Here is a 24,621-nt window from a genome sequence, read left to right as displayed (position 1 = left end):
TGGTCGTCGGCAGCGTCAGATGTGGACAGGAGACAGAGATGATGACGAGAGGCCGGCGCGGACCCGCAGTGGCGGGGACGCTCCGGCGCAGAGGATTCAGCGAGCGGCACGCGGGCGGCGAAAAATACCACGGGCATTATCTATGGGACATGGGATGGGGCCGGAATATTACATATCAAGCTGGACAGGCTGGCTCAAACGCAGGCCCAAACAATGTTCGATACGCCCCTCTTTCCCTGTTCCGGAAGACATGGGCGGCTCGTCGGCATATAGACCCCACGATATCTCGAACGCACACGCCAAACTCGTCATACAACTTGACATGAAAATGAAATGCGCCAAGGGAACGCCCGGCGCCCAATACGGGATCACATCAGACGGGACCGCATAAATATCGGACTACAGGACAATTCATTCGTTCCCTTGCATACCGTCATCAGACCTCCACCAGCGCCGGGCAGGCAGCTTGCACGATCGATGGCGGCAGCCCGGAAGCCGCGTATTTGCACGCTCTGCGAGACAAACCGCGCAGGCGCAAGGGTTCAACGGCCCATTTGTCCGCCTCGTGAACCAATATCCCTATTGTTTCAAGTTGTCCCAAATTTAAGAATATCCTTCCCAGCACTTGGCTCATTGCAGGCATTCCCAGACCGAAAAACGGTATCGGGCTCTTTTGATACAAAGTAATTGCTTCGAAAACCGGGAAGTCAAGCCGCAACTTCTGTATTATGCGAAGCACAACAATTACACATAACTTCGCCGGCGATTACAGCAGTTCCATAATCAGGAATAAACCATGGCCCGAGAATCCTACGCAGCACTGCAAGCAAAGATCGAAAAGGAAATCAACAAGCTACAAAAGAAGGCTGAAGTCCTGCAAACCAAGCGCCGCAAGCCGGTGATCACGCAGATCATCACGTCGATGCGCGAGTACGAAATCACGCCTGAAGAGATCATTGCAGCCTATGGCGCCGGCAAGCCCGCCCGCGCCGCCACAGGCGGCCGCCGCAAGGCCGGCGCCGCTGCCCGTCCCGCCAACGCCGCCAAACGCGCCGTTGCGCCCAAGTACCGCCATCCTCAAACAGGGGAAACGTGGAGCGGCCGTGGCAAGGCTCCCCGCTGGCTCGCCGCGGAAGAAGCCGCAGGCGCGACCCGCGACAGTTTTCTTATCAAAGAATAAGAACCTATTCGCCAGTAATAAAAAAATCGGCGCACCAAAATGGTGCGCCGATTTTATTTAAAGGCTGGTCCGCAAAGACCGCCGGAATTTATTGCACCGGGAAACGGATTTCGCGCTCAGCGCCATTATTCCCGGGAAAATTATCAAATATTGCGCGCACCAGGTACGGCATGGTCCGCAGGAAATCGTCGCGCTCGCTCAATATGAAAGCGCTGGAACGGTACACCTCCGCGCCGCCCCGCTGCGTGTCATAGATATGCAGGGTGAGGGTATTGCGCTGCACCGCCATCGGCACATCCACCCAGTCCGGCCCCCAATAGCCATAGCCGGCGCCCCAGGGCCGCGGGCCGTAGAAGCCGCCGTAGCCATAGCCGTAGCCGCCGTAGAAGTACGGGTCGTATGGACGCTGCACCATTATCTGGGTCTGCGAGGTGCCGTAATTGAACGACACGTCGAAACGGCCTTTGGCTCCAGGCCTGGCTTCGACCAGGCCGGTTGCGCCTATGCCGGCACGCACCATGTCCTGATAGGACTGATATTCGAGATTGTTGTTTTGCGAGGCGTCGGCGGCGATGAATTGGTATGTCTGCCCCTCTACGCCCGCGGGCCATTGCTGAAAGGAAGTCACCCGCGCGGAAACCGTCGGCGCCGCGCAACCCGTCAGGGCGAGCGCCCCCGCAACAGCCATCAGGCCCGCCCAGCGGCGTGCATTGAACATGGACAACCTCGACATTTTGCAACCCCTCCGGCGCGCGACGGCGCCATGATACTGACTTTGACTCGAACCGCTACAAAAAGTTTACGGTAAGCCAAAAGGCCCAGGCCGGCGCGCCATGCCCAACCACTACAATAGAGGCCTCGTTCATACAGGACTGCAATCCCATGCGCACAGACACGCCCGTAACCGTATATCGCAAGGATTACCAGCCCTACCCCTACGACATTCCCGAAGTCGCCCTCGCCTTCGATCTCGCGCCGGACGCGACCGAAGTGCGCTGCACGATGCAAGTGCAGCGCAAGGCCGGGGCCAGCGCCGACGCCGCCCTGGTCCTGGACGGAGTAGACCTGGAACTCGTCTCGGTAGGCGTGAATGGCGCGGCCCTGCCCGCCGACAGCTACCGCCTGTCCGAACACAGTTTGGCCCTATACGGCCTGCCGCCGAGCGCCACGGTGGAAATCGTCAGCCGCTGCAAGCCTTCGGCCAATTCCACGCTGATGGGCCTGTACGTCTCGGGCGGAAACTTCTTCACCCAGTGCGAAGCCGAGGGCTTTCGCCGCATCACCTGGTTCGCGGACCGGCCTGACGTCATGTCGCGCTACCGCGTAACCTTGCGCGCGCAGCCGGAGTACCCGGTGCTGCTGTCCAACGGCAACCTGCTGGCCACGCGCCAATTACCCGACGGCCGCAACGAAGTCGAATGGGAAGACCCCTTCCCCAAGCCCTGCTACCTGTTCGCATTGGTGGCCGGCAAGCTCACGCACCGCGAAACCACCGTGAAGACCGCCAGCGGCCGCGACGTGCTGCTGCAGGTCTATAGCGATCCGGGCTCGGAGTCCAAGACCGAATGGGCGCTGGATTCGCTGGTGCGCGCGCTGCGCTGGGACGAAAGCCGCTTCGGCCTGGAGCTGGACCTGGATCGCTTCATGATCGTGGCCGTCCATGACTTCAACATGGGCGCGATGGAAAACAAGGGCTTGAACATTTTCAACGCCGCCTACGTGCTGGCGGATGCGGACACCGCTACGGACGCCAACTACGAAGGCATCGAGTCCGTCATCGGACACGAGTACTTCCACAACTGGACCGGCAACCGCGTCACCTGCCGCGACTGGTTCCAGTTGAGCCTGAAGGAAGGCCTGACCGTCTTCCGCGACCAGGAGTTCAGCGCCGACATGATGGCCCACGGCATGGATGCCGCCGAAGCCGCAAGCGCCCGCGCGGTCAAGCGAATCGACGACGTGGTCGCGCTGCGGGCCGCCCAGTTCCCGGAAGATGCGGGTCCCATGGCTCACCCCATCCGGCCGGAAAGCTACCAGGAAATCGGCAATTTCTACACCGCCACCGTGTACGAGAAAGGCGCCGAGGTCATCCGCATGCAGCACACCCTGCTGGGCGAGGAAGGCTTTCGCGCCGGCATGGACGAGTACTTCCGTCGCCATGACGGCCAGGCCGTGACCTGCGACGACTTCGTCGCCGCCATGGAATCCGTCTACGTGCGCCAACATCCGGACCGCGACCTGTCCGTGTTCCGCCGCTGGTACCGCCAGGCCGGCACGCCGCGCGTGACCGTCAAGCTCGAGCACGACGCCGCCGCGCGCCGCTGCACCGTGACGCTCACTCAGGAATGCCCGCCGGTCGGCGTGGAAAGAAAGGCCGGAGCCGACTACGTCAAGGCCCCCTTCCATATCCCCTTCGCCATCGGCCTGCTGGATCCGAGCGGCCGCCCCCTGCCGCTGCGCCAGGGCGACGAGGTCGAGGAAACCGCGTTGCTGGAACTGACGCAGCAAAGCCAGCAATGGGTATTCGACGATATCGCCGAGCGCCCCGTGCCGTCGCTGCTGCGCGACTTCTCGGCGCCCGTCATCGTCGATTACAGCTGGACCAACGAAGAGCTGGCGCTGCTGTCGGCGCATGACAGCAATCCCTTCGCGCGCTGGGAGGCCGGCCAGGAATTCGCCACTCGCCAGATCCTGGCGCTGGCCGAGGCCCAACAGGCCGGCAAAACGCTGCATGCCGATTCCGCCTTCATCGACACCTGGCGCGCGCTGCTGACCGATCCTGAGATCGATGCCGCCTACCGTGCCCGCGCCTTGGCGCTGCCGTCGGAAAAGACCCTGGCCGAGCGCATGCAGCAGGTGGATCCGCCTGCCCTCGCGGTCGCGCGCGACTTCCTGCGTGCCGAACTGGGACGCCAGCTGGCCGCCGAATTCCGCCAGGCTTTCGACGACAACCAGACTCCGGGCGAATACAGCCCGGCGCCGGTTCCGGCGGGCAAGCGCGCGTTGAAGAACCTGGCGCTCAGCCACCTGATGGCGGCGGGCGAACTCGACGCCCTGCGCCTGGCCGAGCAGCAGTACGGCAAGGCAGGCAATATGACCGACAGCATGGCCGCGCTGTCCGCCCTGATCAATTTCGGCCAGGGCGAGTTCCCGCAAGAGGCGCTTGCCGCCTTCTACGACAAGTGGCGCGACAACGCCCTGGTGGTGGACAAGTGGTTCGCCCTGCAGGCCGCGGCACGCTCAACCACGGTGCAGACCGCGCGCGAACTGATGCGGCACCCCGCGTTCACCTTGCGCAATCCCAACCGCGCCCGCTCGCTGATCTTCCAGTTCTGCCTGAACAACGCGCGCGGCATGCATCATCCCGACGGCACGGGCTACGCCTTCTGGGCCGAGCAGGTGCTGGCGCTGGACGCGCTCAATCCCGAAATCGCTGCCCGTCTGGCGCGCGCGCTGGACAACTGGTCGCGCTTCGTGCCCGCCCTGCGCACGCCCATGCAGGCAGCCCTGCAGCAGGTGCGCGCGCACGAAGGCCTTTCGCGCAACGTGCAGGAAATCGTATCCAAGGCTTTAGAATTCGCAGCATAGGAGGTTCCTTTGAAACGCAAAACACTGACCCAATACCTGGTGGAGCAACAGCGCTCTGCCCAAGCCCTCGCGCCGGAAGTGCGGCTGCTCATCGAAGTGGTCGCGCGCGCCTGCAAGGCCATCAGCCATGCGGTGAGCAAAGGGGCGCTCGGCGGCGTCCTCGGCAGCCTGGAAAGCGAGAACGTCCAGGGCGAAGTGCAGAAGAAGCTGGACGTGCTGTCCAACGAGATCCTGCTGGAAGCCAATGAATGGGGCGGCCACCTGGCGGCCATGGCCTCCGAAGAGATGGAAACCATCCATCTGATTCCGAACCGCTATCCCAAGGGCGAATACCTGCTGCTGTTCGATCCCCTGGATGGCTCCTCGAACATCGACGTCAACGTCTCCATCGGCACCATCTTCTCGGTGCTGCATGCGCCGCACAACGTATCGGGCGCGCCCGTGTGCGAACAGGACTTCCTGCAGCCGGGCGACAAGCAGGTCGTGGCCGGCTATGCCGTCTACGGTCCGCAAACCATGCTGGTGCTGACCATCGGCAATGGCGTGGTGGGCTTCACGCTGGATCGCGAAATGGGCTCGTGGGTGCTGACGCACGAGAACATCCGCGTGCCGGAAGACACCAAGGAGTTCGCCATCAACATGTCGAACATGCGCCACTGGGCCGCCCCGGTCAAGCGCTACGTCGACGACTGCCTGGCCGGCGCCACCGGTCCGTTGGGCAAGGACTACAACATGCGCTGGATCGCCTCCATGGTGGCGGACGTGCATCGCATCCTGACCCGCGGCGGCATCTTCATGTACCCCTGGGATGCCCGTGAGCCCGGCAAGGCCGGCAAGCTGCGTCTGATGTACGAAGCCAACCCCATGAGCTTCCTGGTCGAACAGGCCGGCGGCGCCGCGATCAACGGCGAGCAGCGCATCATGGCGATCCAGCCCGACAAGCTGCACCAGCGCGTCAGCGTGATCCTGGGCTCGAAGAACGAAGTCGACCGCGTCGGCCGCTACCACGCCGAAGAGGCTGCCAAGCAGTAATTCCGCAGGCGCTCCGCGCCCATGAAAAAAGCCCCGGCGCCTTGTGCGGCCGGGGCTTTGTCTTTGAAGGATGGCCGGAACGGCGGTCACTTCACCTGTTCAATGGACTTCACGTCGTCCTTGTTGATCTGGACCTTCTTGCCGTCCTTGTCATATTCGTACATGCCCGAATCCTTGTCGTATTTGGGCGTATCGGGCGTCACGGTCGAGCTGCCGTCCCGCTGCTGAATGACCGACGGAGACGAGCATCCGGCCAGTACCCCGAATCCGGTCACGGCCAGGGCAAGCGTCATGGTCTTCAGTTTCATGGGCGTGTTCTCCGAAAGTGAATCGTGGATTTACTGTATCGGACACTGCCCCCTCATTCGTGACCGGTTGTGGTCAAAATGCATGCGAAGGTAATCCAGCCGACCCGCCAAAACGCAAAAAACCCCTCGCAAGACCAGCTTGCGAGGGGTTGCACACGCACACAAGACGCAAGCGGCCTTTACACCTTGGCGTTCGCCTCGATGAAGCGTCGCACGGCGGCCTGATCGCAATCCATGATTTCCACGCGTTGCGGCAGCGACTCGAGATCGGCGAGATTGCCCGGCGGCGTGGCCGGACGGCCCAGCGCCTCTTCGATGGTTTCCGAGAACTTCGCCGGCAAGGCGGTTTCCAGGACCAGCATGGGCACGCCGGGTTCGACGAATTCACGCGCGACCTTGACGCCATCTGCGGTGTGCGGATCGATCAGCACGCCGGTTTCGTCGTAGACCGAACGGATCGTCGCCAGGCGGTCTTCGTGCGAGCTCACGCCCGATACGAAGCCATAACGCTCCTCGAATTGCGGCTTCAGATCGGACAGGTCGAAAGACCCGTCGCGCGCCATGCCGGCCCACAGTTCCTTGACCCGAGCCGCGTCGCGGCCGACCAGGTCGAACACGAAGCGCTCGAAGTTCGAGGCGCGCGAAATATCCATCGACGGGCTGGAGGTGGCGTAGGTCTGCTCGGCGGGACGCGGACGATAGACGCCGGTGCGGAAAAACTCTTCCAGCACGTTGTTCTCGTTCGTGGCCAGCACCAGGCGGCGGATGGGCAGGCCCATGCGGCGCGCAATGTGGCCGGACAGGATGTTGCCGAAGTTGCCCGAGGGCACCGCGAACGACACCTGCTCGCCAGCCTTGCTGGTGGCGCGCAGCCAGCCGTGAAAGTAGTACACCACCTGGGCGGCGATACGCGCCCAGTTGATGGAGTTGACCGCGCCCAAACGGTACTTGGTCTTGAACGCCAGATCGCCGGCCAGGGCCTTGACGATATCCTGGGCTTCGTCGAACACGCCGTGCACGGCGATGTTGTGGATGTTCTCGTCCTGCAGCGAATACATCTGGGCGCGCTGGAAGGCGCTCATGCGGCCATGCGGCGACAGCATGAACACCGCCACGCCCTGTTTGCCGCGCAAGGCGTATTCCGCCGCCGAACCGGTGTCGCCGGAGGTTGCGCCCACGATGTTCAGGGTGGTGCCGCGCTTGGCCAGCACGTATTCAAAGACCTGGCCCAGGAACTGCATGGCCATGTCCTTGAAGGCCAGCGTCGGCCCCTCGGACAGGCCCAGCAGCGACAGGCCGCCGTCCAGCGGACGCAGCGGGACGATGTCCTCGCTGTTGAAGATCTGCTGGGTGTAGGCCGCGCGCGTCAGGCGGCGCAGGTCTTCGGCCGGGATGTCGGTGGCGAACAGCGACAGCACTTCGAACGCCAGGTCGGCATACGGCAGGCCGCGCCAGGACTCCAGCGTTTCGGCCGAGACCTGGGGCAGTTGCTCCGGCACCGCCAGGCCGCCGTCCGGCGCTAGGCCTTCCAGCAGGATGTCCGAGAATTCCATCGCGGCCATGCCGCCGCGGGTAGAGATGTATTTCATGTCAGGTTTTCCACGCGTAGGCGCGTAACTTTCGAACGCACGAACGGTAGGGCTTCGATGCGTTCGATCGCCTGGTTGACGTTGCCTTCGACCGCTTCGTGCGTCAGGAAGATGATGTCGGCGCCGCCGATGTGCGACGGCTGCTGGATCATCGACCCGATGGAGATGGAGCGGTCGGCCAGGATGCGGGCGATGTCGGCCAGCACGCCCGGCTGGTCGTCCACGCGCAGGCGCAGGTAGTACGAGGTGCTGACCTGCTCGATCGGCAGGATCGGCGTGTCGGACATGGCGTCCGGCTGGAAAGCCAGGTGCGGTACGCGGTTGCCCGGGTCGGCGGTGTGCAGGCGGGTCACGTCGACCAGGTCGGCCACCACGGCCGAGGCGGTGGGCTCTTCGCCCGCGCCCTGGCCGTAATACAGCGTGGGGCCGACGGCGTCGCCCTTGACCAGCACGGCGTTCATCGCGCCCTCGACGTTGGCCAGCAGGCGTTCGGCCGGCACCAGCGCCGGATGCACGCGCAGCTCGATGCCGTCCGGACGGCGCTTGGTGACGCCCAGCAGTTTGATGCGGTAGCCCAGGCGTTCGGCATGCTCGATGTCTTCGGCAGCCAGCTGCGAAATGCCTTCGATATAGGCGCGGTCGAACTGTACCGGCACGCCGAAAGCCAGCGAAGCCAGCAGGGTCAGCTTATGGGCCGCGTCCACACCTTCCACGTCGAACGTGGGATCGGCTTCGGCGTAGCCCAGGCGCTGGGCCTCGGCCAGCACGTCGGCGAACGGCAGGCCGCGCGAGCGCATTTCAGACAGGATGAAGTTGGTGGTGCCGTTGATAATGCCGGCCACCCACTGGATGCGGTTGGCCGTCAGGCCTTCGCGGATCGCCTTGATGATGGGGATGCCGCCGGCGACGGCGGCCTCGAAGGTCACCATCACGCCGCGCTCGTGGGCGGCGGCGAAGATCTCATTGCCGTGCTTGGCCAGCAGCGCCTTGTTGGCGGTCACGACGTGCTTGCCGTTGGCGATGGCTTCCAGCACCAGCTCGCGCGCCAGCGTGTCGCCGCCGATCAGTTCGACGACGATGTCGATTTCAGGGTCGCGCACCAGCGCGTGCACATCGGTATCGACCAGGATCGCGTCGCCCACGCGCGCGCGCGCCTTGGCCACGTCGCGCACGGCGGCGCGGGTCACCTCGATGCGGCGGCCAGCGCGGCGCGCAATCTCTTCCGCGTTGCGCGACAGCACCGCCCAGGTGCCGCCGCCAACCACGCCCAGGCCGAGCAGGCCGACTTTCATGGGTTTCATCGCGGCGCCTTCTGCGGGCGGGCGTTGAGGGGAATTCATTTTCGGTTCTCCATAACTGCTGTGCGAGAGCTGCGCCCCCTGATACGGTGCCCCCCCCTATCGGGATGCCGCGGATCCGGCTCCGCCGGCATGCCCCCTTGAGGGGGAAGCGCGCAGCGCTTCGGGGGTGGGCTCTACTTCAGCAATCCGTCCTTGCGGAACATGTCTTTGATGCCTCGCACCGCTTGCCGGGTGCGCTGCTCGTTTTCGATCAGGGCGAAGCGCACGTATTCGTCGCCATACTCGCCGAAGCCGATCCCGGGGGACACAGCTACCTTCGCATCCGACAGGACGCGCTTGGCAAATTCCAAAGAGCCCATCGCCCTGTAGGGTTCGGGGATCTGCGCCCAGATGTACATGGACGCCTTGGGAATTTCCACATTCCAACCTGCTTCATGCAAGCCGCGCACGAGCACGTCGCGGCGGCTTTGATACTGCGCCACAATTTCGTTCACGCAGTCCTGCGGACCGTCCAGGGCGGCGATGGACGCCACCTGGATCGGCGTGAACGTGCCGTAGTCGTGATAGCTCTTGATGCGCGCGAGCGCGTTGACCAGTTCGCGGTTGCCGACCATGTAGCCGATGCGCCAGCCGGCCATGTTGTAGCTCTTGCTCATCGTGAAGAACTCGACGGCGACATCGCGCGCGCCGGGCACCTGCATGATGGACGGCGCCACGTAGCCGTCGAACGTGATGTCGGCGTAGGCCAGGTCGTGCACCACCAGGATGTCGTGTTCCTTGGCCAGCGCCACCACGCGTTCGAAGAACGACAGGTCCACGCACTGCGCGGTCGGGTTGCTGGGAAAGCCCAGCACCATCATCTTGGGCTTCGGGATGGATTCGCGCACGGCACGTTCCAGTTCCTCGAAGAAGTCCACGCCCGGCGTCATGCGCACGGAACGGATGTTGGCGCCGGCGATGACCGCGCCGTAGATGTGAATCGGGTAGCTGGGGTTCGGCACCAGCACGGTGTCGCCGCGGTCCAGCGTGGCCAGCATCAGGTGGGCCAGGCCTTCCTTGGAGCCGATGGTGACGATGGCTTCGGAATCCGGATCGAACTCGACCGCGTAGCGGCGCTGGTACCAGTCACAGATCGCCTTGCGCAGGCGCGGAATGCCCTTGGACACGGAATAGCCGTGCGTGGTCGGACGCGTCGTCGCTTCCACCATCTTGTCGACGATGTGCTTGGGAGTCGCGCCGTCCGGATTGCCCATCGACATGTCGATGATGTCTTCGCCACGCCTACGCGCCGCCATCTTGAGCTCGCCGGTAATGTTGAAAACGTACGGGGGCAAACGCTCGATGCGGGAGAACTTCCTCATGATGGGAATCCTTAGGGGCGATAAAAGGGCAAAAAACCAGGGCGCGAATGCGCGAAGGGGAAAAGGGTCCGAAACGCTGCGCCGGCATGAGATTGCAGTGCAGCAAAACCCTGTAATCTAGCGCAAGGACGCCTGTGCGGCAAATGGGGAAAAAAAGGGGCCGATTTCGGGGGTTCCTCGAGAGGAATCGCGTGGCGTGAGGACTCCGTTTTGCCGCCGGGCCGCCCCAAGGCAAAACGCGCCCCCTCGGGGGGCAGCAAGCGAGCGCAGCGAGTGCGGCGTGGGGGCCCTTCCCCACACGTGGATACCCTGCAACATGGCGTCATCCTGATGCGCTATTATCGGGCCATATAGCCGGAGTTTTTATTGAAGCTGCATACCGATCCTGCGACGGCCGCTCTGAATACCGTCACCGCCTATGGTGATGGCTATATCGAGGTCAACCAGGTACGTTTTTCCTCCTCGGTCGCATTCGGCCCCGAAGGCGAAGTGACCCACTGGCCCGTTGAGTCGCCGGCCGACATCACCCCCACTCTCTTGCGCCAGGCGGCCGGATTGTCCGAGCCCGTCCGCGACCCCATGGCCTTTCTGGACGAACCGGAAGCCGCCCCCAGCCGCCCGGCGAATGCGCCGGAAGTGCTGCTGGTGGGCACCGGCGGGCGCCAGCAGTTCCTGCGCCCCGACGTGCTGCGCCCCCTGCTGGCGGCCGGCATCGGCGTCGAGATCATGGACACGCACGCCGCCTCGCGCACCTACAACATCCTGATGGCGGAGGGCCGGCGCGTGGTCGTGGCCCTCATCCCCCCCAACGGAGAATCCCAGAAATGACGCCGACCATAGGCAAACCCGCCCCGCTGTTCACCGCTGAAAGCACCATAGGTCCGATCAGCCTGGAGCAGTGCCAGGGCCGCGCCGTGATCCTGTATTTCTACCCCAAGGACAATACCCCTGGCTGCACCACCGAAAGCCAGGATTTCCGCGACCTGAACGCCGAGTTCCTGGCGGCCAGCGCCGTCGTCATCGGCATCTCGCGCGATTCGCTGAAGTCGCACGAGAACTTCAAGGCCAAGTACGAACTTCCTTTCCCTCTCATCTCCGACGCCGACGAAACCGTCTGCAATCTGTTCGGCGTCATCAAGCAAAAGAATATGTACGGCAAGCAGGTGCGCGGCATCGAGCGCAGCACCTTCCTGATCGATGCCTATGGCGTGCTGGTGCAGGAGTGGCGCGGGGTGAAGGTCCCGGGCCACGCCAAGGAAGTCCTGCAGGCAGCGAAAAGCATCGGTTAGCCGTGTAAGCACAGGTTTTACCCGTCAGGCGCTATAGCCGGCCCACACTGGAGAGTGACAAATATGCCGCTTCCGAAGTTGCCCACCCGTCCCGCAGCCATCCTGACCTTCCCCTCGGGCGAATCCGCCCGGGCGCAGGCCCGCAGCACCAAGACCGCCGCTGCGCGGTCCAGTACCCAGGCAGTCCTCGCCGAGGACGACGAAGACGAGTTGCTCGTCCAGCCCGAACTCGAAGGTCTGGCCGCACCGGCCCGCAAGGCGCAGATCCCGGCGCCCGCCCGCCAGGTGCCGCCGCCGGCGCCAGCCGCTCCCGCCGCGCGCACCGAAACGCGCCGCGCCAAGCCCGCGCCCGCCAAGCGCACGAAAGCCCGCGCCCAGCACGAACCGCGCAAGCTGTTCGTGCTGGACACCAACGTGCTGCTGCACGATCCCAGCTCCCTGTTCCGCTTCGAAGAGCACGACATCTTCCTGCCGATGATGACGCTCGAAGAGCTGGACCATCAGAAGAAAGGCATGTCGGAAGTGGCGCGCAACGCGCGCCAGGTCAGCCGTTCGCTGGACGCGCTGGTGCAGGACGCGAGCCAGCTGGACGAAGGGCTGGAGCTGACCAAACTGGGCAACAAGGACGCCACCGGCCGCCTGATGTTCCAGACGACCGCGATCCACAGCACCCTGCCGTCCGACCTGCCGATGGGCAAGGCCGACAACCAGATCCTGGGCGTGGTGCGGGCGCTGCAGGAAAAGTACCCGCAACGCGAAGTCGTGCTGGTGTCCAAGGACATCAACATGCGCCTGAAGGCGCGCGCGCTGGGCATGGCCGCTGAAGACTACTTCAACGATCACGTCATGGAGGACTCGGACCTGATGTACTCGGGCGTGATGCAGCTGCCCGAGGACTTCTGGAACAAACACGGCAAGGACGTCGAATCCTGGCAACAGGGCGGCACCACCTTCTACCGCATCCACGGCCCGCTATGCTCGCAATTCGTGGTCAACCAGTTCGTCTACTTCGAAGGCCAGATGCCCCTGTACGCGCAGGTGCGCGAGGTCAGCGGCAAGATGGCGGTGCTGGCGACGCTGCGCGACTACACCCACGGCAAGAACAACGTCTGGGGCATCACCGCGCGCAACCGCGAGCAGAACTTCGCCATGAACCTGCTGATGAATCCCGAATGCGACTTCGTGTCGCTGCTGGGCCAGGCAGGCACGGGCAAGACGCTGCTGGCGCTGGCCGCGGGCATCACCCAGGTACTGGAAACCAAGCGCTACACCGAAATCATCATGACCCGCGTCACGGTGCCGGTCGGCGAAGACATCGGTTTCCTGCCGGGTACGGAAGAAGAGAAGATGCTGCCCTGGATGGGCGCCCTGGAAGACAACCTGGACGTCCTGAACATGGGTGAAGGCGAAGGCAACGGCGACTGGGGGCGCGCCGCCACCATGGACCTGATCCGTTCGCGCATCAAGGTCAAGTCCCTGAACTTCATGCGCGGCCGCACTTTCCTGAACAAGTACCTGATCATCGACGAGGCGCAAAACCTGACGCCCAAGCAGATGAAGACGCTGGTCACGCGCGCGGGTCCGGGCACCAAGGTGATCTGCCTGGGGAACATCGCCCAGATCGATACGCCCTACCTGACCGAGGGCAGTTCCGGCCTGACCTTCGTGGTCGACCGCTTCAAGGGCTGGCCGCATTCAGGGCACGTCACACTGCAGCGCGGCGAGCGTTCGCGCCTGGCCGACTACGCCGGGGATGTGTTGTAAACCCTTGCCGCCAAAGGAAAAAGCCCCTTGAGCGATCAAGGGGCTTTTTTTTGCCGGAGGCGACGGTTACTTGTCGGCGGCATTGGTAATGGCACTGCCAGCCTTTGACATGTCCTTGCCCATGCCCGCGACGGTGTTGCAACCGGCGAGAACAAAGCCGAACACGACGAAGGCGGTCAGCACGATCTTGCTGCGCATGCTGGCGCTCCTGAAGTGATGAAAACGGATCCGGGGCGTACTTTAAACGATCTGGACGCGGAGTTCACCCAGGCCTTCGACGCCGCCGGTGATCACATCGCCTTGCAGTACGGCGCCCACGCCTTCGGGCGTGCCGGTGAAAATGATGTCGCCGGGTTGCAGCTCGAACAGGCCGGACAGGTAGGCAATGCTTTCAGGGATGTTCCACAACATTTGCGAGATGTCGCTGGACTGCTTGCGCTGGCCGTTCACGTCCAGCCAGATGGCGCCCTTGTCCAGCGTGCCGACGACGCTGCGCGGATGGATCGGGCCCAGCGGCGCGGACAGGTCGAAGGCCTTGCCGATTTCCCAGGGACGGCCCTGCTTCTTCATTTCGCCTTGCAGGTCGCGGCGGGTCATGTCCAGGCCCAGCGCATAGCCCCACACGCAATCATTGGCCTGCTCCACCGGAATGTCGCGGCCGCCCTTGCCCAGCACCACGACCAGTTCCATCTCGTAGTGCAGATTGGAAGTCTTGGGCGGATACGGCATCTTGCCGGTTTCGCCGTCGGCCACGCTCAGCACGGCATCGGCGGGCTTGCAGAAGAAGAACGGATCTTCGCGGCCGGTGAAGCCCATTTCCTTGGCGTGTTCGGCGTAGTTGCGGCCGACGCAATAGACGCGGCGCACCGGGAACAGCGCGGCGCTGCCGGCAACGGGAACCGCGACGGGCGGCTGGGGGGGCAATACGTAGTCCATGTTCACTCGACCTATGAAGAATACGTGGCCGGAATCCGGCAGAAGAATACAGCCAGGCCCGCGAGGCGGCCGCTACCGCGGGTACCCCTCTGGAGGCGGGCCGGACTGGGAAAAGCCATCCGCGAGTTTATCCCTTTCCGGAGGGCAAGGCGCGGTCCGGGACGTTCAGCTGAAAGTAGGAATTTCCCCGTCGTACACCACCAGACGCTCGATGAAGCCCGCCATGTAGGCCTTCATTTCCTGGTGCGCCGGGGAGACCTGGTAGCGGTCATGCGCGGGACTGTCGGCGAACGCCGCCACCACGGCGTGGGTCAGGCCGTCCGAACGGCTGGCCTGGTTGGGCCGGAAGGCGTATCCCGCCACCCCGTCGCACTCGGCCAGGATACGCTGGCAATAGCCTTGGACGCGGTCATGGAAGCGCGCATCGGCGGCGCTGGACAGTTGCAGCATTACGACATGCAAGAACATCAGAATTCCTTTCTCTTGCGGGTAAGCGCCAGCCAGGCCCGCGAGACCAGACCCATGATGCCATCGCGGAACAAGAGGACGCAGAGTACGAAGATCGCGCCCTGGACGATGAGCACCCATGAGCCCAGCGGCGCCAGGTAGTTCTGCAGCGACACGAAGGTGAAGGCGCCGGCCAGCGGGCCGAACACCGTGCCGATGCCGCCCAGCAGCGCCATCAGCACCACTTCGCCGTTGGCGTGCCAATGCACGTCCGTCAGCGAGGCGACGCCAAACACCAGCACCTTCAGGCCGCCGGCCAGCCCCGCCACCGAGGCCGACAGCGTGAACGCCATCAGTTTGTAGCGCGACGTGGAGTACCCCAGCGAACGTGCGCGCTGTTCGTTGTCGCGCACCGAGCGGATCACTTCGCCGAAGGGCGAATTCAACACGCGCAGCACGAAGGCATAGCCCAGCGCGAACACCGCCAGCGTGAAGTAGTACATGGGCATCACGCCTTCCAGGTCGAAGATGCCGAACAGCTTGCCGCGCGGCACGCTCTGCAGGCCGTCCTCGCCGCCGGTAAAGCCCGCCTGAACCGCGATGAAGTACACCAACTGCGACAGCGCCAGCGTAATCATGGCGAAGTAGATGCCCTGGCGGCGGATGGCGATGGCGCCAAACGCCAGGCCCAGCAAGCCGCCCGTCACCACCCCGGCCAGCAGGCCGAGCTCGGGCGTGGCGCTCAATAGCTTCATCACGATGCCGGTGGCATAGGCTGCCGCGCCGAAGAACGCGGCATGGCCGAACGACAGCAGGCCCACATAGCCCACCAGCAGATTGAAGGCCGCGGCGAACAGCGCGAAGCACAGCACCTTCATCAGGAAGGTCGGATAGATGAACCAGGGCGCGGCCACGGCGGCCAAGGCCAGCGCTGCCATCGCCACGCGCATGCCGCGGCGGCTCAGTTGCACCGGCTCGCGCGTCGCCTCGGCGGCCAGCACGTTCTGCACTTGCAGGGGCTTGCCGAACAGGCCCGCGGGCTTGCACAGCAGCACCAGCACCATGATGATGAAGATCGCCAGATTGGCGGCCTCGGGATAGAACACCTTGGTCAGGCCTTCGATGATGCCCAGGCCGAAGCCGCTGACGATGGCGCCCATGATGGAGCCCATGCCCCCGATCACCACCACCGCGAACACCACCACCACCAGGTTGGAGCCCATCATTGGACTGACCTGGTAGATGGGCGCGGCGATCACGCCCGCCACCGACGCCAGCGCCACGCCCAACGCGTAGGTCAGCGTGATGAGCAGCGGCACATTGATGCCGAAGGAGCGCACCACCGTCGGGTTTTCCGTGGCCGCGCGCAGCATGGCGCCCACGCGGGTCTTCTCGATCAGCACCCAGACGGCCAGGCACAGCACCAGCGACACCGCCACCGCCCAGCCGCGATACCAGGGCAGGAACATGAAGCCCAAGTTGATGCCGCCGGTCAGCGCCTTGGGTATCGTGTAGGGCAGCCCCGACACGCCGTAGGCCTGGCGCAAGCCGCCTTCTATCAATAGCGCGATGCCGAAGGTCAGCAACAGGCCATATAGATGGTCCATGCGGTAGGTGCGCGAGATCAGCAGGCGCTCGACCACAATGGCGAACACGGCCATGATGAGCGGCACCAGCACCAGCGCGGCCCAGTAATTCACGCCCAGATAGTTCAGCAGCATCCAGGCCAGGAACGCGCCCGCGGTGTACTGCGCGCCATGGGCGAAGTTGATGATATTCAACAGGCCGAAGATCACCGCCAGTCCGATCGACAGCAGCGCGTAGAACGAGCCGTTGATCAGGCCGAGCAGCAGCTGGCCGAATAGTGCCGTGGACGGCACGCCGAAAATTTCGAACACGTGGATTCTCCCCTCAGACACCCAGGCGGCGCTTGATCCGCTCTGGATCGTTGCGCGCTTCTTCGGCCGACAGCTGATCGACGACGCAGCCGTGCTCCATGACGTAGTGGCGGTCGGCCACCTTGGTCGCGAAACGGAAGTTCTGCTCGACCAGCACGATGGTGAAGCCTCGCTCCTTCAAGGTGCGGATGGCCTGTCCGATCTGCTGCACGATGACTGGCGCCAGGCCCTCGGTGGGTTCGTCCAGCAGGATCAGCTGGGCGCCCGTGCGCAGGATGCGCGCGATCGCCAGCATCTGCTGTTCGCCGCCGGACAGGTTGCCGCCGGAGCTGGCGCTGCGCTCGCGCAGGTTGGGAAACAGCGCGTAGATCTCGTCCAGCGACATGCCGCCGTCGGCCAGACGCGGCGGCAGCATCAGGTTCTCGGTCACGTCCAGGCTGCGGAACACGGCCCGCTCTTCCGGGCAATACACCACGCCCAAGCGTGGAATGCGGTGCGGCGCCATGCCCACGGTCTCGTGGCCGTTCAGGCGGATGGAGCCGCGGCGCTTGTCCATGATGCCCATGATGGCGCGCAGCGTAGTGGTCTTGCCCGCGCCGTTGCGGCCCAGGATGGTGACGAGTTCGCCGCGCCGCACTTCCATGTCCACACCGTGCAGCACGTGGGATTCGCCATACCAGGCGTTGAGGTCCTTGATCTCCAGCATCTCAGTGCGCCTCCTCGTCCGAGCCCATGTATGCGGTGATGACGCGCTCGTCGCTGGACACGGTGGCGTAGTCGCCCTGGGCCAGCACCGCACCGCGCGCCAGCACCGTAATGGTGTCGGACAGGTCCGCCACCACCGACAGGTTGTGTTCGACCATCAGGATGCTGCGGTTGGCCGACGCGCGCCGGATCAGCGCAGCGATGCGGGTCACGTCTTCCTGGCCCAGGCCCGCCATGGGTTCGTCCAGCAGCATGATTTCCGGTTCCAGCGCCAGGGTCATCGCGATCTCCAGCGCGCGCTTGCGGCCATAAGGCAGCAGGGCCGCCGTGGTATCCGCCAGGCCGCTCAGGCCGACGGCGTCCAGCAGCTCCATGGCGCGGCCGTTCAGGCGGTCGATGCTGCTGCGGCTGCGCCAGAAGCGCCAGCCGTCGCCGTGCTGACGCATCAGCGCCACGCGCATGTTCTGCAGCGCCGTCAGGCCCAGGAACACCGCCGATATCTGGAACGAGCGGACGATGCCCAGGCGCGCGATCTGCTCGGGCGCCAGCGCCGTGATGTCGCGGCCGCGGTAGTGGATGACGCCCGCGTCGGGCGCGAGGAACTTGGTCAGCAGGTTGAAGCAGGTGGTCTTGCCTGCGCCGTTGGGGCCGATCAAGGCATGGATGGAGCCTTCGCGCAGGGACAAGGAGACGCCGTCGACGGCGTTGAAGCCGCCGAACCGCTTGATCAATCCCTGCGCGGACAGGACCGCTTGGGTGTTCATGGGCGCCCTCCTACATGCGGGCCAGCAGGCCGCCGTCGATCGCCAGGACGTGTCCGTTGACGAACGAAGCGCCCGGCGAGGCCAGGTAGACCACGGCCGGCGCAATGTCCTCCGGCGCCGCCCAACGGCCAGCGGGCACCGCCGTGGCGAGGAAGGACTGAAACTGCGGATTGTCCTGCAGCCCCTGCGTGAAATCGGTGCGCACGAAGCCGGGCGCCAGCGCGTTGCAGGTGATGCCGCTGGCGCCGTATTCGACCGCCAGCGCGCGGGCGAAGGCCGCGATCGCGCCCTTGGCGGTGGCGTAGGCGGCGATGTTGGGCATAGTGGCCTGCCCCGCCACGGACGACATCAGCACGATGCGGCCAAAGCCGCGCTTGCCCATGCCGGGCAGAACCGCCCGCGCGCAATGGAAGGCGCCGTTGACGTGCACGTTCTGCAAGGCCTGCCATTCGGCGGAACTCATTTCCACCACCGGCTTGCGGTTCTGGTTGCCGGCACTGCTGACCAGCACGTCGATCGCCAGCCCAGCGATCTCCAGCTGTGCGACGGCATCGGCCACCGCCTTTTCGTCGGCCACGTCGAAAGGCGCGCCATGGGCCTTGATGCCCTCGGCCGCCAGGCGCTCGCAGGCGGCGGCGCAAGCGTCGCCCGACAGATCGTTGATTACCACCTGGGCGCCCGCCTGGCCCAATGCCCGCGCGATGGCGTAACCCAGTCCCCGTGCTGCGCCGGTCACCAGCGCGACGCGCCCCGCCAGACCGAAGGTGCGGTCCAGATAGTCGTGTTTCAAGCTTGTCTCCTTGGTCTTATATGTGCCGGATTTCTTGGCCCGGCCTGTGTCGCTGCATGCTCTCGTCAGGCGAAAACACGATTGACATAAATCTCAATATACGCGACTATTTTTAAACACTCAATAACAAGATTTTTACTTTATCTCTCATAAAGAGTTCTGGTAGGAGACATCATGGCCCTGGAAACTCCCGGCTGCCCCGCAGCCAACGCCTTGCCGCCCCTGGCTTCACGCTTCCTCAAGGTTGCTGATCTGCCATGGAAGCCGACGCAGGTGGAAGGCATAGACATGAAGGTGCTGATGCAGGACAAGGAGACCGGCCTCCTGACCGCCCTGTTCCGCTGGCAGCCTGGCACCGAACTGCCTTTGCACGAGCACGTGGAGGTCGAACAAACCTTCGTGCTGGAAGGCTCGATCGTCGACGCCGAAGGCGAAGTCTGCGCCGGCGATTACGTGTGGCGCCCGCGCGGCAACCAGCATGTGGCGCGCGCGCCCAACGGCGCCCTGGTGCTGAGCTTCTTCCTGAAACCCAATATGTTCATCGACGCCTACGCCGGCCAGACGCTGGAATAAGCCCCCACAAGAAGACCCGGCGCGACCGTCCGGCACAGGGCGGCGCGCAAGAACAAAGCCCCCGAGGAGACATACCCATGAAGACCCGTTTGAAGAACAGCCTGGCCGCCTGCGTGCTGGGCGCCCTGTCCGTATCCGCCCAGGCGCAAGTGTCGGATGACGTCGTGAAGATCGGCGTGCTGGGCGACCAGTCCGGCATGATGGCCGACCTGTCCGGCAAGTTCGGCGTGGAAGCCGTGAAGATGGCCGTCGAGGATTTCGGCGGCAGCGTGCTGGGCAAGCCCATCGAAGTGATCTCGGCCGACCACCAGAACAAGGTCGACATCGGCGTGGCGACCGCGCGCCGCTGGTACGAGAACGACAAGGTGGACCTGATCCTGGACGTGCCCAATTCCGCCATCGCGCTGGCGGTGCAGGACCTGACCCGCCAGATGAAGCGCGTGGTGATCTTCACCAGCGCCGGCTCGGCCGACCTGACCGGCAAGGCCTGCTCGCCCAACGGCATGCACTGGACCTATGACACCTACGCCTACGCCACCGGCGTGGCCAATGGCGTCATGGAAGACGGCGGCAAGAGCTGGTACTTCATCACCTCCGACTATGCCTTCGGCCATTCGCTGGAGCGCGACGCCATGGCGGTGGTCAAGGCCAAGGGCGGGCAGGTGGTCGGCAGCGTGCGCCATCCCATCGCCAGCGCGGATTTCTCTTCGTTCCTGCTGCAGGCGCAAGCGTCCAAGGCCCAGGTGATCGGCCTGGCCAACGGCAGCGGCGACACCATCAACAGCATCAAGCAGGCTTTCGAGTTCGGCATCATGGGCAGCAAGCAGCGCGTGGCCGCCCTCTTCATGAGCATCGTGGACGTGCGCAGCGTGGGGCTGGAATACGCGCAGGGCCTGAACCTGGTGGAACCTTTCTACTGGGACCTGGACGACAAGTCGCGGCAATGGTCCGAGCGCTACTTCAAGCGCACCGGCCGTATGCCGTCCATGGTCCAGGCCAGCAACTACAGCGCCGCCATGCACTACCTGAACGCCATCAAGGCAGCGGGCACGGACGCTTCCGAGCCGGTGCTCAAGAAGATGCATGAGACGCCCATCAACGACTTCATGACCGAGAACGGCCGCATCCGCGAGGACGGCCGCATCATGCGCGACCTGTACCTGTTCCAGGTCAAGAAGCCTTCGGAGTCCAAGCGCGACTGGGATTACTACAACCTGGTGCGCAAGATTCCGGCCGAACAGGCCTTCCGCCCGCTCAAGGACGGCGCCTGCCCGCTGGTGAAATCGTGATGGACGGCGCGCTTGGGCTGCTGGCCGGCAAGCGCGCCATCGTCACGGGGGGCGCCAACCCCCGTGGCATAGGCGCCGCCATCGTCGACCTTTTCATCGCGCAGGGTGCGGCCGTCGCCGTGCTGGACCAGGCTTATCCGGAAGGCGCCAGCGCGACGCTGGCCGCCGGCCGCATCGACCTGCACTGCGACGTGTCGCGCACGGCCTCCTGCGAGGCAGCGATCGAGCGCGCCAGGGATGCACTGGGCGGCATCGACGTACTGGTCAACAACGCCGGCATCGTCGCCGCCACGCGCATCTGGGACCTGCCCGAGGACGAGTTCCGCCGCATGGTCGAAGTCAACCTGACCGGCACCTACAACATCACGCATGCGGCGCTGCCCGAGCTGCTGCAAAGCCCGCGGCGCCCGGCCATCGTCAACCTGGGCTCCACCGCCGCGCTGCGCGGCGGCGGCCTCCTGGGGGGGTCGCACTATGCCGCTTCCAAGGGCGGCGTCATCAGCTTCACCAAGGCGCTGGCCCGGGAACTCGGCCCGCGCGGCGTGCGCGCCAACTGCGTGGCGCCCGGCATCATCGAGACGGACATGACGCTGGGGAAATTCGGCGAAAATTGGGAACAAGAACTCAAACAGGGCATTCCGCTACAGCGCTTCGGCTCGCCCGCCGAAGTCGCCCAGGCCATACTTTTTCTGGCCTCGGACCTGTCCTCCTACTCAACCGGCATCGTGGTCGACGTCAATGGCGGCTTCCACATTCACTAGGCGCGCCCTTCCGCAATGAGCACTCCAGACCGCATGTTGTCCATCCTCGACCTCTTTCGCGACGACACCACCGCCGCGTTCCAGGAAGACGTCATGGCGCATCTGGATTGCTCGCGCGCCACGGCCTACCGCTACCTGAAGTCGCTGACCGAAAGCGGGCTGCTCGCGCCCACTGCGGGCGGCGCCTATGTGCTGGGATCGCGCATCATCGAGCTGGACCGTCATCTGCGCCGACACGATCCCCTGATGCGGGCGGCGCGCGAGGTCATGCGCGCCACCGGCGACGAGCTGCACGCCAACCTGATGCTGTGCAATTACTACGGCGACAAGGTCATGTGCGTGGACCGCTACTGGACCGACGACTCCATCGAATCCAGCTATGCGCGCGGCCGTCCCTACACCATGTTCCATGGCGCCACGGCCAAGCCCATCCTGGCCAACCTGCCGCCGTACCAGCTGCGTAACCTGATGCTGTGGCACGCGGCCGAAATCCGCGAGGCCGGGCTGGGCGAGGACTGGGATGAGTTCCGCGCCAACCTCAAGCGCCTGCGCGCCGCCGGCGTGTACGTGTCGCATGGCGAGGTCGACCCGGGGCTGATAGGCATAGGCTCGGCCATCTTCAGCGCCGAACAGAAGGTCGTGGGCAGTCTGGTGTTCATCGCCGCGGAAGCGCGCACCTCGGCCGAGCGGCTGGGGGTACTACAGGCGCGCATCCAGATCGCGGCCGCGCAGGTGTCGCGCAATCTGCAGGCCCCGCAAAGCAACGGCGCGGCGGCGATCGGCATCATGCCGTCGCGGCCGCGCCGCACCAAGTCCCCGGCCGGAGCAACGCCGGCCAGAACCAGGAAACCGTAATCAGGCCTTGTTGTAGCGCTCGGCGCTGCGGACGATTTCCTCGTGCGCGGCGTCCAGGCCCTTCCAGCCCTTGACCTTGACCCACTTGCCCTTTTCCAGGTCCTTGTAGTGCTCGAAGAAATGCTGAATGCGGGAGATGTCTTCCGCCGGCAGATCTTCGTAGGACTTGATGTTGCGGTACGGGGGGTACAGCTTTTCGATCGGCACGGCCAACAGCTTGGCGTCGCCGCCCGATTCGTCGTCCATTTCCAGCACGCCGATGGCGCGGCAGCGCACGACCGCGCCGATCTGGATCGGGAACGGGGTCAGCACCAGCACGTCGGCGGGGTCGCCGTCTTCGGACAGGGTTTGCGGAATGTAGCCGTAGTTGCACGGATAGTGCATGGCGGTCAGCATGAAGCGGTCAACGAAAATCGCGCCCGTGTCCTTGTCGACCTCGTACTTCACCGGGTCGGCGTTCATGGGGATTTCGATGATGACGTTGAAGTCTTCCGGCAGCTTCTTGCCAGGGGAGACGCGATCAAGACTCATGATTCAACCTTGTTGTGTGTCTGAAGGATTGTTCAAATCGAGCCGTCGTCCTTGAACGGCGGCTTGGTAGCCGGCACGGGCGCGTCGGCCGGCGCGGGCTTGGACCCTGCGGGCGTGGCCGGCGCGTACGTGGGCACGGGATCATCGAAAGCCGCCGCCGGAATGGGGGCGCTATCGAAGTACTCGTCGATGTCGGAGGTACTGCCGCCAGCCAGCGGGGCGTCTTCGGGAGCCAGTGCGCGTTCGCGCTGCTCTTTATTCACGCGGGCGTCCGGATCCAGCACGTAGTCGGAAGCCGAGGCCGCCACGGCCGGAGGCAGCGCGGGGTAATCGCCGCCCAGTTCGGCGTCGCCGTCGGTATCGGACAGACCCACCGCATAACCGCCTTCGGCGTCCACGCGATAGGGATCGGAACCGGTATCCGCGGCCGGCAAGGCGGCATCCGCCGCCAGCACCGGCAACGCCATGCTGGCCGCCGTTGCCAGGCGCCAGTGGCGCACCGCGTCGGCGGGACGTTCCAGGCGGTCATACAGGCTGCCCAGCAGCGCATGCGTCTGCGCGTCGCTGCGGCGGCTGAGGCTGCGCAGCAGATAGCGTTCGGCCTGGCCCCAGAGCTGGCCGTTCAGGCACAGCATGCCCAGCGCGGTCAGCAGGTCGGGATCGGTGGGACGCTGTTGCAGCCAGGTCTCGGCGCGCGCCAGCCGGCGCGAAACCTGTTCGGCTTCGCAACGGGCGTAGGCCGCCACCAAAGCCGGATTGAACTTCACGGCGACTGCGGCTTCCAGCACGCGCGCGGCCTCGCTGGCTTCGCCGGCGGCCTCGAACGCGGCCGCGCCCGCCAGCGCGATTTCCGGCAGCAGCCGTTCCTCGGCCTTCAGGTCCTTCCAGATGGCGCGCCAGGCCTCGCTGCCGCCAGCCGCTGCGGCGCGCAGGCGCGCCGCGCCCGAAGCGTCGATCAGGAGGTCGGCTTCGGCACGGGCCAGGGCATTGCGGCGTACCAGGCCGCGCGCCAGCGTGAAGACCTGTTCGTCGTGATGCAGGGCGGTATGCGCGCGCAGCAGCAGGCGCATGGTGTGCAGATGGCGCGCGCCGCCGTCGGCCAGCGGCTCCAGCACGCCCAGCGCGCGCTCGGCGCGGCCTTGGTCCAGCAGCATGTCGGCCGACACCGTGGCGGTGGCTTCGATCAGGCCGGCGTCCGTGCCGGCCTGTTCCTGCGCGGTCGCCAGCAGGCGGTCGCGGCGGTCGAATTCGCCCAAGCCATGCGTGGCGCGGGCTGCGGACAAGGCCGCCAGCACGCGGCGCGTCTGGACCTTGGTCTGGTCCAGCAGCTTGGTGAGATCTTTTTCGGCGGTGGTGTAGCGCCCTTCCAGCAGGCCGATCCAGCCGCGCTCCAGCAATTCGTGGTCGCGCGCCTGGGCGCGCTTGCCGCGCCAGGCCCGCACGCGGTCGGGGATGGCCAGCAGCCATGCCAGCAGGCGCAGGCCCACGTACAGCACGATAAAGGCCGCAACGATGAGCAGGACCGCGAGCGTCAGCGACATGTTGATGCGCCACGGCCAGACCAGCAACAGCACGTTGCCGGAGTGTGAACGCAGCACCACCGCCAGGGCGACGGCGACGACGGCGAGCAGCAGTGTCCAGAACCAGGTACGCATAAGCC

General features: G+C 64.9%; 25 protein-coding genes. 10 read left to right on the top strand and 15 right to left on the bottom strand.

Annotated features, from left to right (window positions below):
• Positions 1-436 precede the first annotated feature (436 nt).
• The gene (locus AC6LKD_RS20960) at positions 437-634 is read right to left on the bottom strand and encodes a hypothetical protein (protein ID WP_492274681.1); all 198 of its coding nucleotides are present in this window, start codon (positions 632-634) and stop codon (positions 437-439) included.
• 162 nt (positions 635-796) lie between these two features.
• Between AC6LKD_RS20960 and AC6LKD_RS20955 the strand changes: the two genes are divergently transcribed.
• On the top strand, positions 797-1,180 hold the full coding sequence (locus tag AC6LKD_RS20955) for an H-NS histone family protein (protein ID WP_013392573.1): 384 nt from the start codon (positions 797-799) through the stop codon (positions 1,178-1,180).
• Positions 1,181-1,268: 88 nt separating this feature from the next.
• On the opposite strand, the gene AC6LKD_RS20950 is transcribed toward AC6LKD_RS20955, so the two are convergent.
• Positions 1,269-1,913 carry a DUF4136 domain-containing protein gene (locus AC6LKD_RS20950; RefSeq protein ID WP_013392572.1) on the bottom strand — a complete coding sequence of 215 codons (645 nt, stop codon included), beginning with the start codon at positions 1,911-1,913 and terminating at the stop codon, positions 1,269-1,271.
• A 149-nt stretch (positions 1,914-2,062) separates the two neighbouring features.
• On the opposite strand from AC6LKD_RS20950, the gene pepN reads away from it, so the two are divergent.
• A complete protein-coding gene (gene pepN, locus AC6LKD_RS20945) occupies positions 2,063-4,768 on the top strand; it encodes an aminopeptidase N (protein WP_498117330.1) in 2,706 nt (901 codons plus the stop codon).
• A gap of 9 nt (positions 4,769-4,777) precedes the next feature.
• Positions 4,778-5,800 (top strand): class 1 fructose-bisphosphatase, encoded by a 1,023-nt coding sequence (locus AC6LKD_RS20940; RefSeq protein ID WP_492274683.1) that lies wholly within the window; start codon positions 4,778-4,780, stop codon positions 5,798-5,800.
• Between the two features lie 86 nt (positions 5,801-5,886).
• On the opposite strand, the gene AC6LKD_RS20935 is transcribed toward AC6LKD_RS20940, so the two are convergent.
• The 4 genes from AC6LKD_RS20935 to alaC all read right to left on the bottom strand — a co-directional run bounded on the left by AC6LKD_RS20935 (position 5,887) and on the right by alaC (position 10,359).
• Positions 5,887-6,108 (bottom strand): YgdI/YgdR family lipoprotein, encoded by a 222-nt coding sequence (locus AC6LKD_RS20935; protein ID WP_013392569.1) that lies wholly within the window; start codon positions 6,106-6,108, stop codon positions 5,887-5,889.
• Between the two features lie 179 nt (positions 6,109-6,287).
• Complete coding sequence (gene thrC, locus AC6LKD_RS20930) at positions 6,288-7,697, bottom strand: threonine synthase (RefSeq protein ID WP_498117329.1); 1,410 nt, start codon at positions 7,695-7,697, stop codon at positions 6,288-6,290.
• Positions 7,694-8,998: a homoserine dehydrogenase gene (locus AC6LKD_RS20925; protein ID WP_013392567.1), complete on the bottom strand. Its 1,305-nt coding sequence runs from the start codon at positions 8,996-8,998 to the stop codon at positions 7,694-7,696. The genes thrC and AC6LKD_RS20925 overlap by 4 nt, the downstream gene beginning before the upstream one ends.
• 173 nt (positions 8,999-9,171) lie before the next feature.
• Complete coding sequence (alaC, locus tag AC6LKD_RS20920) at positions 9,172-10,359, bottom strand: alanine transaminase (RefSeq protein WP_008164319.1); 1,188 nt, start codon at positions 10,357-10,359, stop codon at positions 9,172-9,174.
• 366 nt (positions 10,360-10,725) lie between these two features.
• Here alaC and AC6LKD_RS20915 point away from each other — a divergent pair, with 366 nt between their 5' ends.
• The 3 genes from AC6LKD_RS20915 to AC6LKD_RS20905 all read left to right on the top strand — a co-directional run bounded on the left by AC6LKD_RS20915 (position 10,726) and on the right by AC6LKD_RS20905 (position 13,412).
• Entirely contained in the window at positions 10,726-11,187 is a 462-nt protein-coding gene (locus AC6LKD_RS20915) for an Mth938-like domain-containing protein (protein WP_013392566.1), read from the top strand.
• Positions 11,184-11,648 carry a peroxiredoxin gene (locus tag AC6LKD_RS20910; protein ID WP_013392565.1) on the top strand — a complete coding sequence of 155 codons (465 nt, stop codon included), beginning with the start codon at positions 11,184-11,186 and terminating at the stop codon, positions 11,646-11,648. The genes AC6LKD_RS20915 and AC6LKD_RS20910 overlap by 4 nt, the downstream gene beginning before the upstream one ends.
• A 63-nt stretch (positions 11,649-11,711) precedes the next feature.
• Positions 11,712-13,412, top strand: a complete 1,701-nt coding sequence (locus AC6LKD_RS20905; RefSeq protein WP_498117328.1) for a PhoH family protein — start codon at positions 11,712-11,714, stop codon at positions 13,410-13,412.
• Positions 13,413-13,478: 66 nt separating this feature from the next.
• Here the strand turns inward: AC6LKD_RS20905 and AC6LKD_RS20900 are convergent, their stop codons facing one another.
• From AC6LKD_RS20900 to AC6LKD_RS20870, 7 genes are all read right to left on the bottom strand, one after another.
• Positions 13,479-13,610: an entericidin A/B family lipoprotein gene (locus tag AC6LKD_RS20900; RefSeq protein ID WP_013392563.1), complete on the bottom strand. Its 132-nt coding sequence runs from the start codon at positions 13,608-13,610 to the stop codon at positions 13,479-13,481.
• Between the two features lie 42 nt (positions 13,611-13,652).
• Positions 13,653-14,348 carry a fumarylacetoacetate hydrolase family protein gene (locus AC6LKD_RS20895; RefSeq protein ID WP_013392562.1) on the bottom strand — a complete coding sequence of 232 codons (696 nt, stop codon included), beginning with the start codon at positions 14,346-14,348 and terminating at the stop codon, positions 13,653-13,655.
• Between the two features lie 165 nt (positions 14,349-14,513).
• Complete coding sequence (locus AC6LKD_RS20890) at positions 14,514-14,816, bottom strand: Dabb family protein (protein ID WP_013392561.1); 303 nt, start codon at positions 14,814-14,816, stop codon at positions 14,514-14,516.
• Positions 14,816-16,693, bottom strand: coding sequence for an ABC transporter permease (locus AC6LKD_RS20885; protein WP_013392560.1), 1,878 nt, complete (start codon positions 16,691-16,693; stop codon positions 14,816-14,818). The genes AC6LKD_RS20890 and AC6LKD_RS20885 overlap by 1 nt, the downstream gene beginning before the upstream one ends.
• Positions 16,694-16,706: 13 nt before the next feature.
• Positions 16,707-17,399, bottom strand: a complete 693-nt coding sequence (locus tag AC6LKD_RS20880; RefSeq protein ID WP_498117327.1) for an ABC transporter ATP-binding protein — start codon at positions 17,397-17,399, stop codon at positions 16,707-16,709.
• A 1-nt stretch (position 17,400) separates the two neighbouring features.
• Positions 17,401-18,162, bottom strand: a complete 762-nt coding sequence (locus AC6LKD_RS20875; RefSeq protein ID WP_498117326.1) for an ABC transporter ATP-binding protein — start codon at positions 18,160-18,162, stop codon at positions 17,401-17,403.
• Positions 18,163-18,172: 10 nt separating this feature from the next.
• Positions 18,173-18,952 carry an SDR family NAD(P)-dependent oxidoreductase gene (locus AC6LKD_RS20870; RefSeq protein WP_013392557.1) on the bottom strand — a complete coding sequence of 260 codons (780 nt, stop codon included), beginning with the start codon at positions 18,950-18,952 and terminating at the stop codon, positions 18,173-18,175.
• A 174-nt stretch (positions 18,953-19,126) separates the two neighbouring features.
• Here AC6LKD_RS20870 and AC6LKD_RS20865 point away from each other — a divergent pair, with 174 nt between their 5' ends.
• From AC6LKD_RS20865 to AC6LKD_RS20850, 4 genes are all read left to right on the top strand, one after another.
• Entirely contained in the window at positions 19,127-19,525 is a 399-nt protein-coding gene (locus AC6LKD_RS20865) for a cupin domain-containing protein (RefSeq protein WP_013392556.1), read from the top strand.
• A gap of 77 nt (positions 19,526-19,602) precedes the next feature.
• Complete coding sequence (locus tag AC6LKD_RS20860; protein ID WP_013392555.1) at positions 19,603-20,814, top strand: ABC transporter substrate-binding protein; 1,212 nt, start codon at positions 19,603-19,605, stop codon at positions 20,812-20,814.
• Positions 20,814-21,575 (top strand): SDR family NAD(P)-dependent oxidoreductase, encoded by a 762-nt coding sequence (locus tag AC6LKD_RS20855; RefSeq protein WP_498117325.1) that lies wholly within the window; start codon positions 20,814-20,816, stop codon positions 21,573-21,575. The genes AC6LKD_RS20860 and AC6LKD_RS20855 overlap by 1 nt, the downstream gene beginning before the upstream one ends.
• 15 nt (positions 21,576-21,590) lie before the next feature.
• The gene (locus tag AC6LKD_RS20850) at positions 21,591-22,430 is read left to right on the top strand and encodes an IclR family transcriptional regulator (RefSeq protein WP_498117324.1); all 840 of its coding nucleotides are present in this window, start codon (positions 21,591-21,593) and stop codon (positions 22,428-22,430) included.
• Here the strand turns inward: AC6LKD_RS20850 and ppa are convergent, their stop codons facing one another.
• Together ppa and AC6LKD_RS20840 are read right to left on the bottom strand one after the other, a co-directional pair.
• Positions 22,431-22,961 (bottom strand): inorganic diphosphatase, encoded by a 531-nt coding sequence (gene ppa / locus AC6LKD_RS20845; protein ID WP_013392552.1) that lies wholly within the window; start codon positions 22,959-22,961, stop codon positions 22,431-22,433.
• Positions 22,962-22,993: 32 nt separating this feature from the next.
• Positions 22,994-24,616 (bottom strand): heme biosynthesis HemY N-terminal domain-containing protein, encoded by a 1,623-nt coding sequence (locus tag AC6LKD_RS20840; protein ID WP_498117323.1) that lies wholly within the window; start codon positions 24,614-24,616, stop codon positions 22,994-22,996.
• Positions 24,617-24,621 lie beyond the last annotated feature (5 nt).

This window comes from Achromobacter sp. D7-1, assembly GCF_059760445.1.
Note: the sequence above shows the minus strand (reverse complement) of the source record. Positions and strands in the feature narration are given on the sequence as shown.

What these genes read in the sequence shown, in the direction of transcription:
- AC6LKD_RS20895 (WP_013392562.1), bottom strand. Translation starts at nt 14,348, where the DNA reads ATGGACTACGTATTGCCCCCCCAGCCGCCCGTCGCGGTTCCCGTTGCC.
- AC6LKD_RS20850 (WP_498117324.1), top strand. Translation starts at nt 21,591, where the DNA reads ATGAGCACTCCAGACCGCATGTTGTCCATCCTCGACCTCTTTCGCGAC.
- AC6LKD_RS20860 (WP_013392555.1), top strand. Translation starts at nt 19,603, where the DNA reads ATGAAGACCCGTTTGAAGAACAGCCTGGCCGCCTGCGTGCTGGGCGCC.
- AC6LKD_RS20910 (WP_013392565.1), top strand. Translation starts at nt 11,184, where the DNA reads ATGACGCCGACCATAGGCAAACCCGCCCCGCTGTTCACCGCTGAAAGC.
- AC6LKD_RS20935 (WP_013392569.1), bottom strand. Translation starts at nt 6,108, where the DNA reads ATGAAACTGAAGACCATGACGCTTGCCCTGGCCGTGACCGGATTCGGG.
- AC6LKD_RS20960 (WP_492274681.1), bottom strand. Translation starts at nt 634, where the DNA reads ATGAGCCAAGTGCTGGGAAGGATATTCTTAAATTTGGGACAACTTGAA.
- thrC (WP_498117329.1), bottom strand. Translation starts at nt 7,697, where the DNA reads ATGAAATACATCTCTACCCGCGGCGGCATGGCCGCGATGGAATTCTCG.
- AC6LKD_RS20890 (WP_013392561.1), bottom strand. Translation starts at nt 14,816, where the DNA reads ATGTTCTTGCATGTCGTAATGCTGCAACTGTCCAGCGCCGCCGATGCG.
- ppa (WP_013392552.1), bottom strand. Translation starts at nt 22,961, where the DNA reads ATGAGTCTTGATCGCGTCTCCCCTGGCAAGAAGCTGCCGGAAGACTTC.
- AC6LKD_RS20955 (WP_013392573.1), top strand. Translation starts at nt 797, where the DNA reads ATGGCCCGAGAATCCTACGCAGCACTGCAAGCAAAGATCGAAAAGGAA.
- AC6LKD_RS20925 (WP_013392567.1), bottom strand. Translation starts at nt 8,998, where the DNA reads ATGAAACCCATGAAAGTCGGCCTGCTCGGCCTGGGCGTGGTTGGCGGC.
- AC6LKD_RS20880 (WP_498117327.1), bottom strand. Translation starts at nt 17,399, where the DNA reads ATGCTGGAGATCAAGGACCTCAACGCCTGGTATGGCGAATCCCACGTG.
- AC6LKD_RS20865 (WP_013392556.1), top strand. Translation starts at nt 19,127, where the DNA reads ATGGCCCTGGAAACTCCCGGCTGCCCCGCAGCCAACGCCTTGCCGCCC.
- AC6LKD_RS20905 (WP_498117328.1), top strand. Translation starts at nt 11,712, where the DNA reads ATGCCGCTTCCGAAGTTGCCCACCCGTCCCGCAGCCATCCTGACCTTC.
- alaC (WP_008164319.1), bottom strand. Translation starts at nt 10,359, where the DNA reads ATGAGGAAGTTCTCCCGCATCGAGCGTTTGCCCCCGTACGTTTTCAAC.
- AC6LKD_RS20950 (WP_013392572.1), bottom strand. Translation starts at nt 1,913, where the DNA reads ATGTCGAGGTTGTCCATGTTCAATGCACGCCGCTGGGCGGGCCTGATG.
- pepN (WP_498117330.1), top strand. Translation starts at nt 2,063, where the DNA reads ATGCGCACAGACACGCCCGTAACCGTATATCGCAAGGATTACCAGCCC.
- AC6LKD_RS20855 (WP_498117325.1), top strand. Translation starts at nt 20,814, where the DNA reads ATGGACGGCGCGCTTGGGCTGCTGGCCGGCAAGCGCGCCATCGTCACG.
- AC6LKD_RS20900 (WP_013392563.1), bottom strand. Translation starts at nt 13,610, where the DNA reads ATGCGCAGCAAGATCGTGCTGACCGCCTTCGTCGTGTTCGGCTTTGTT.
- AC6LKD_RS20875 (WP_498117326.1), bottom strand. Translation starts at nt 18,162, where the DNA reads ATGAACACCCAAGCGGTCCTGTCCGCGCAGGGATTGATCAAGCGGTTC.
- AC6LKD_RS20840 (WP_498117323.1), bottom strand. Translation starts at nt 24,616, where the DNA reads ATGCGTACCTGGTTCTGGACACTGCTGCTCGCCGTCGTCGCCGTCGCC.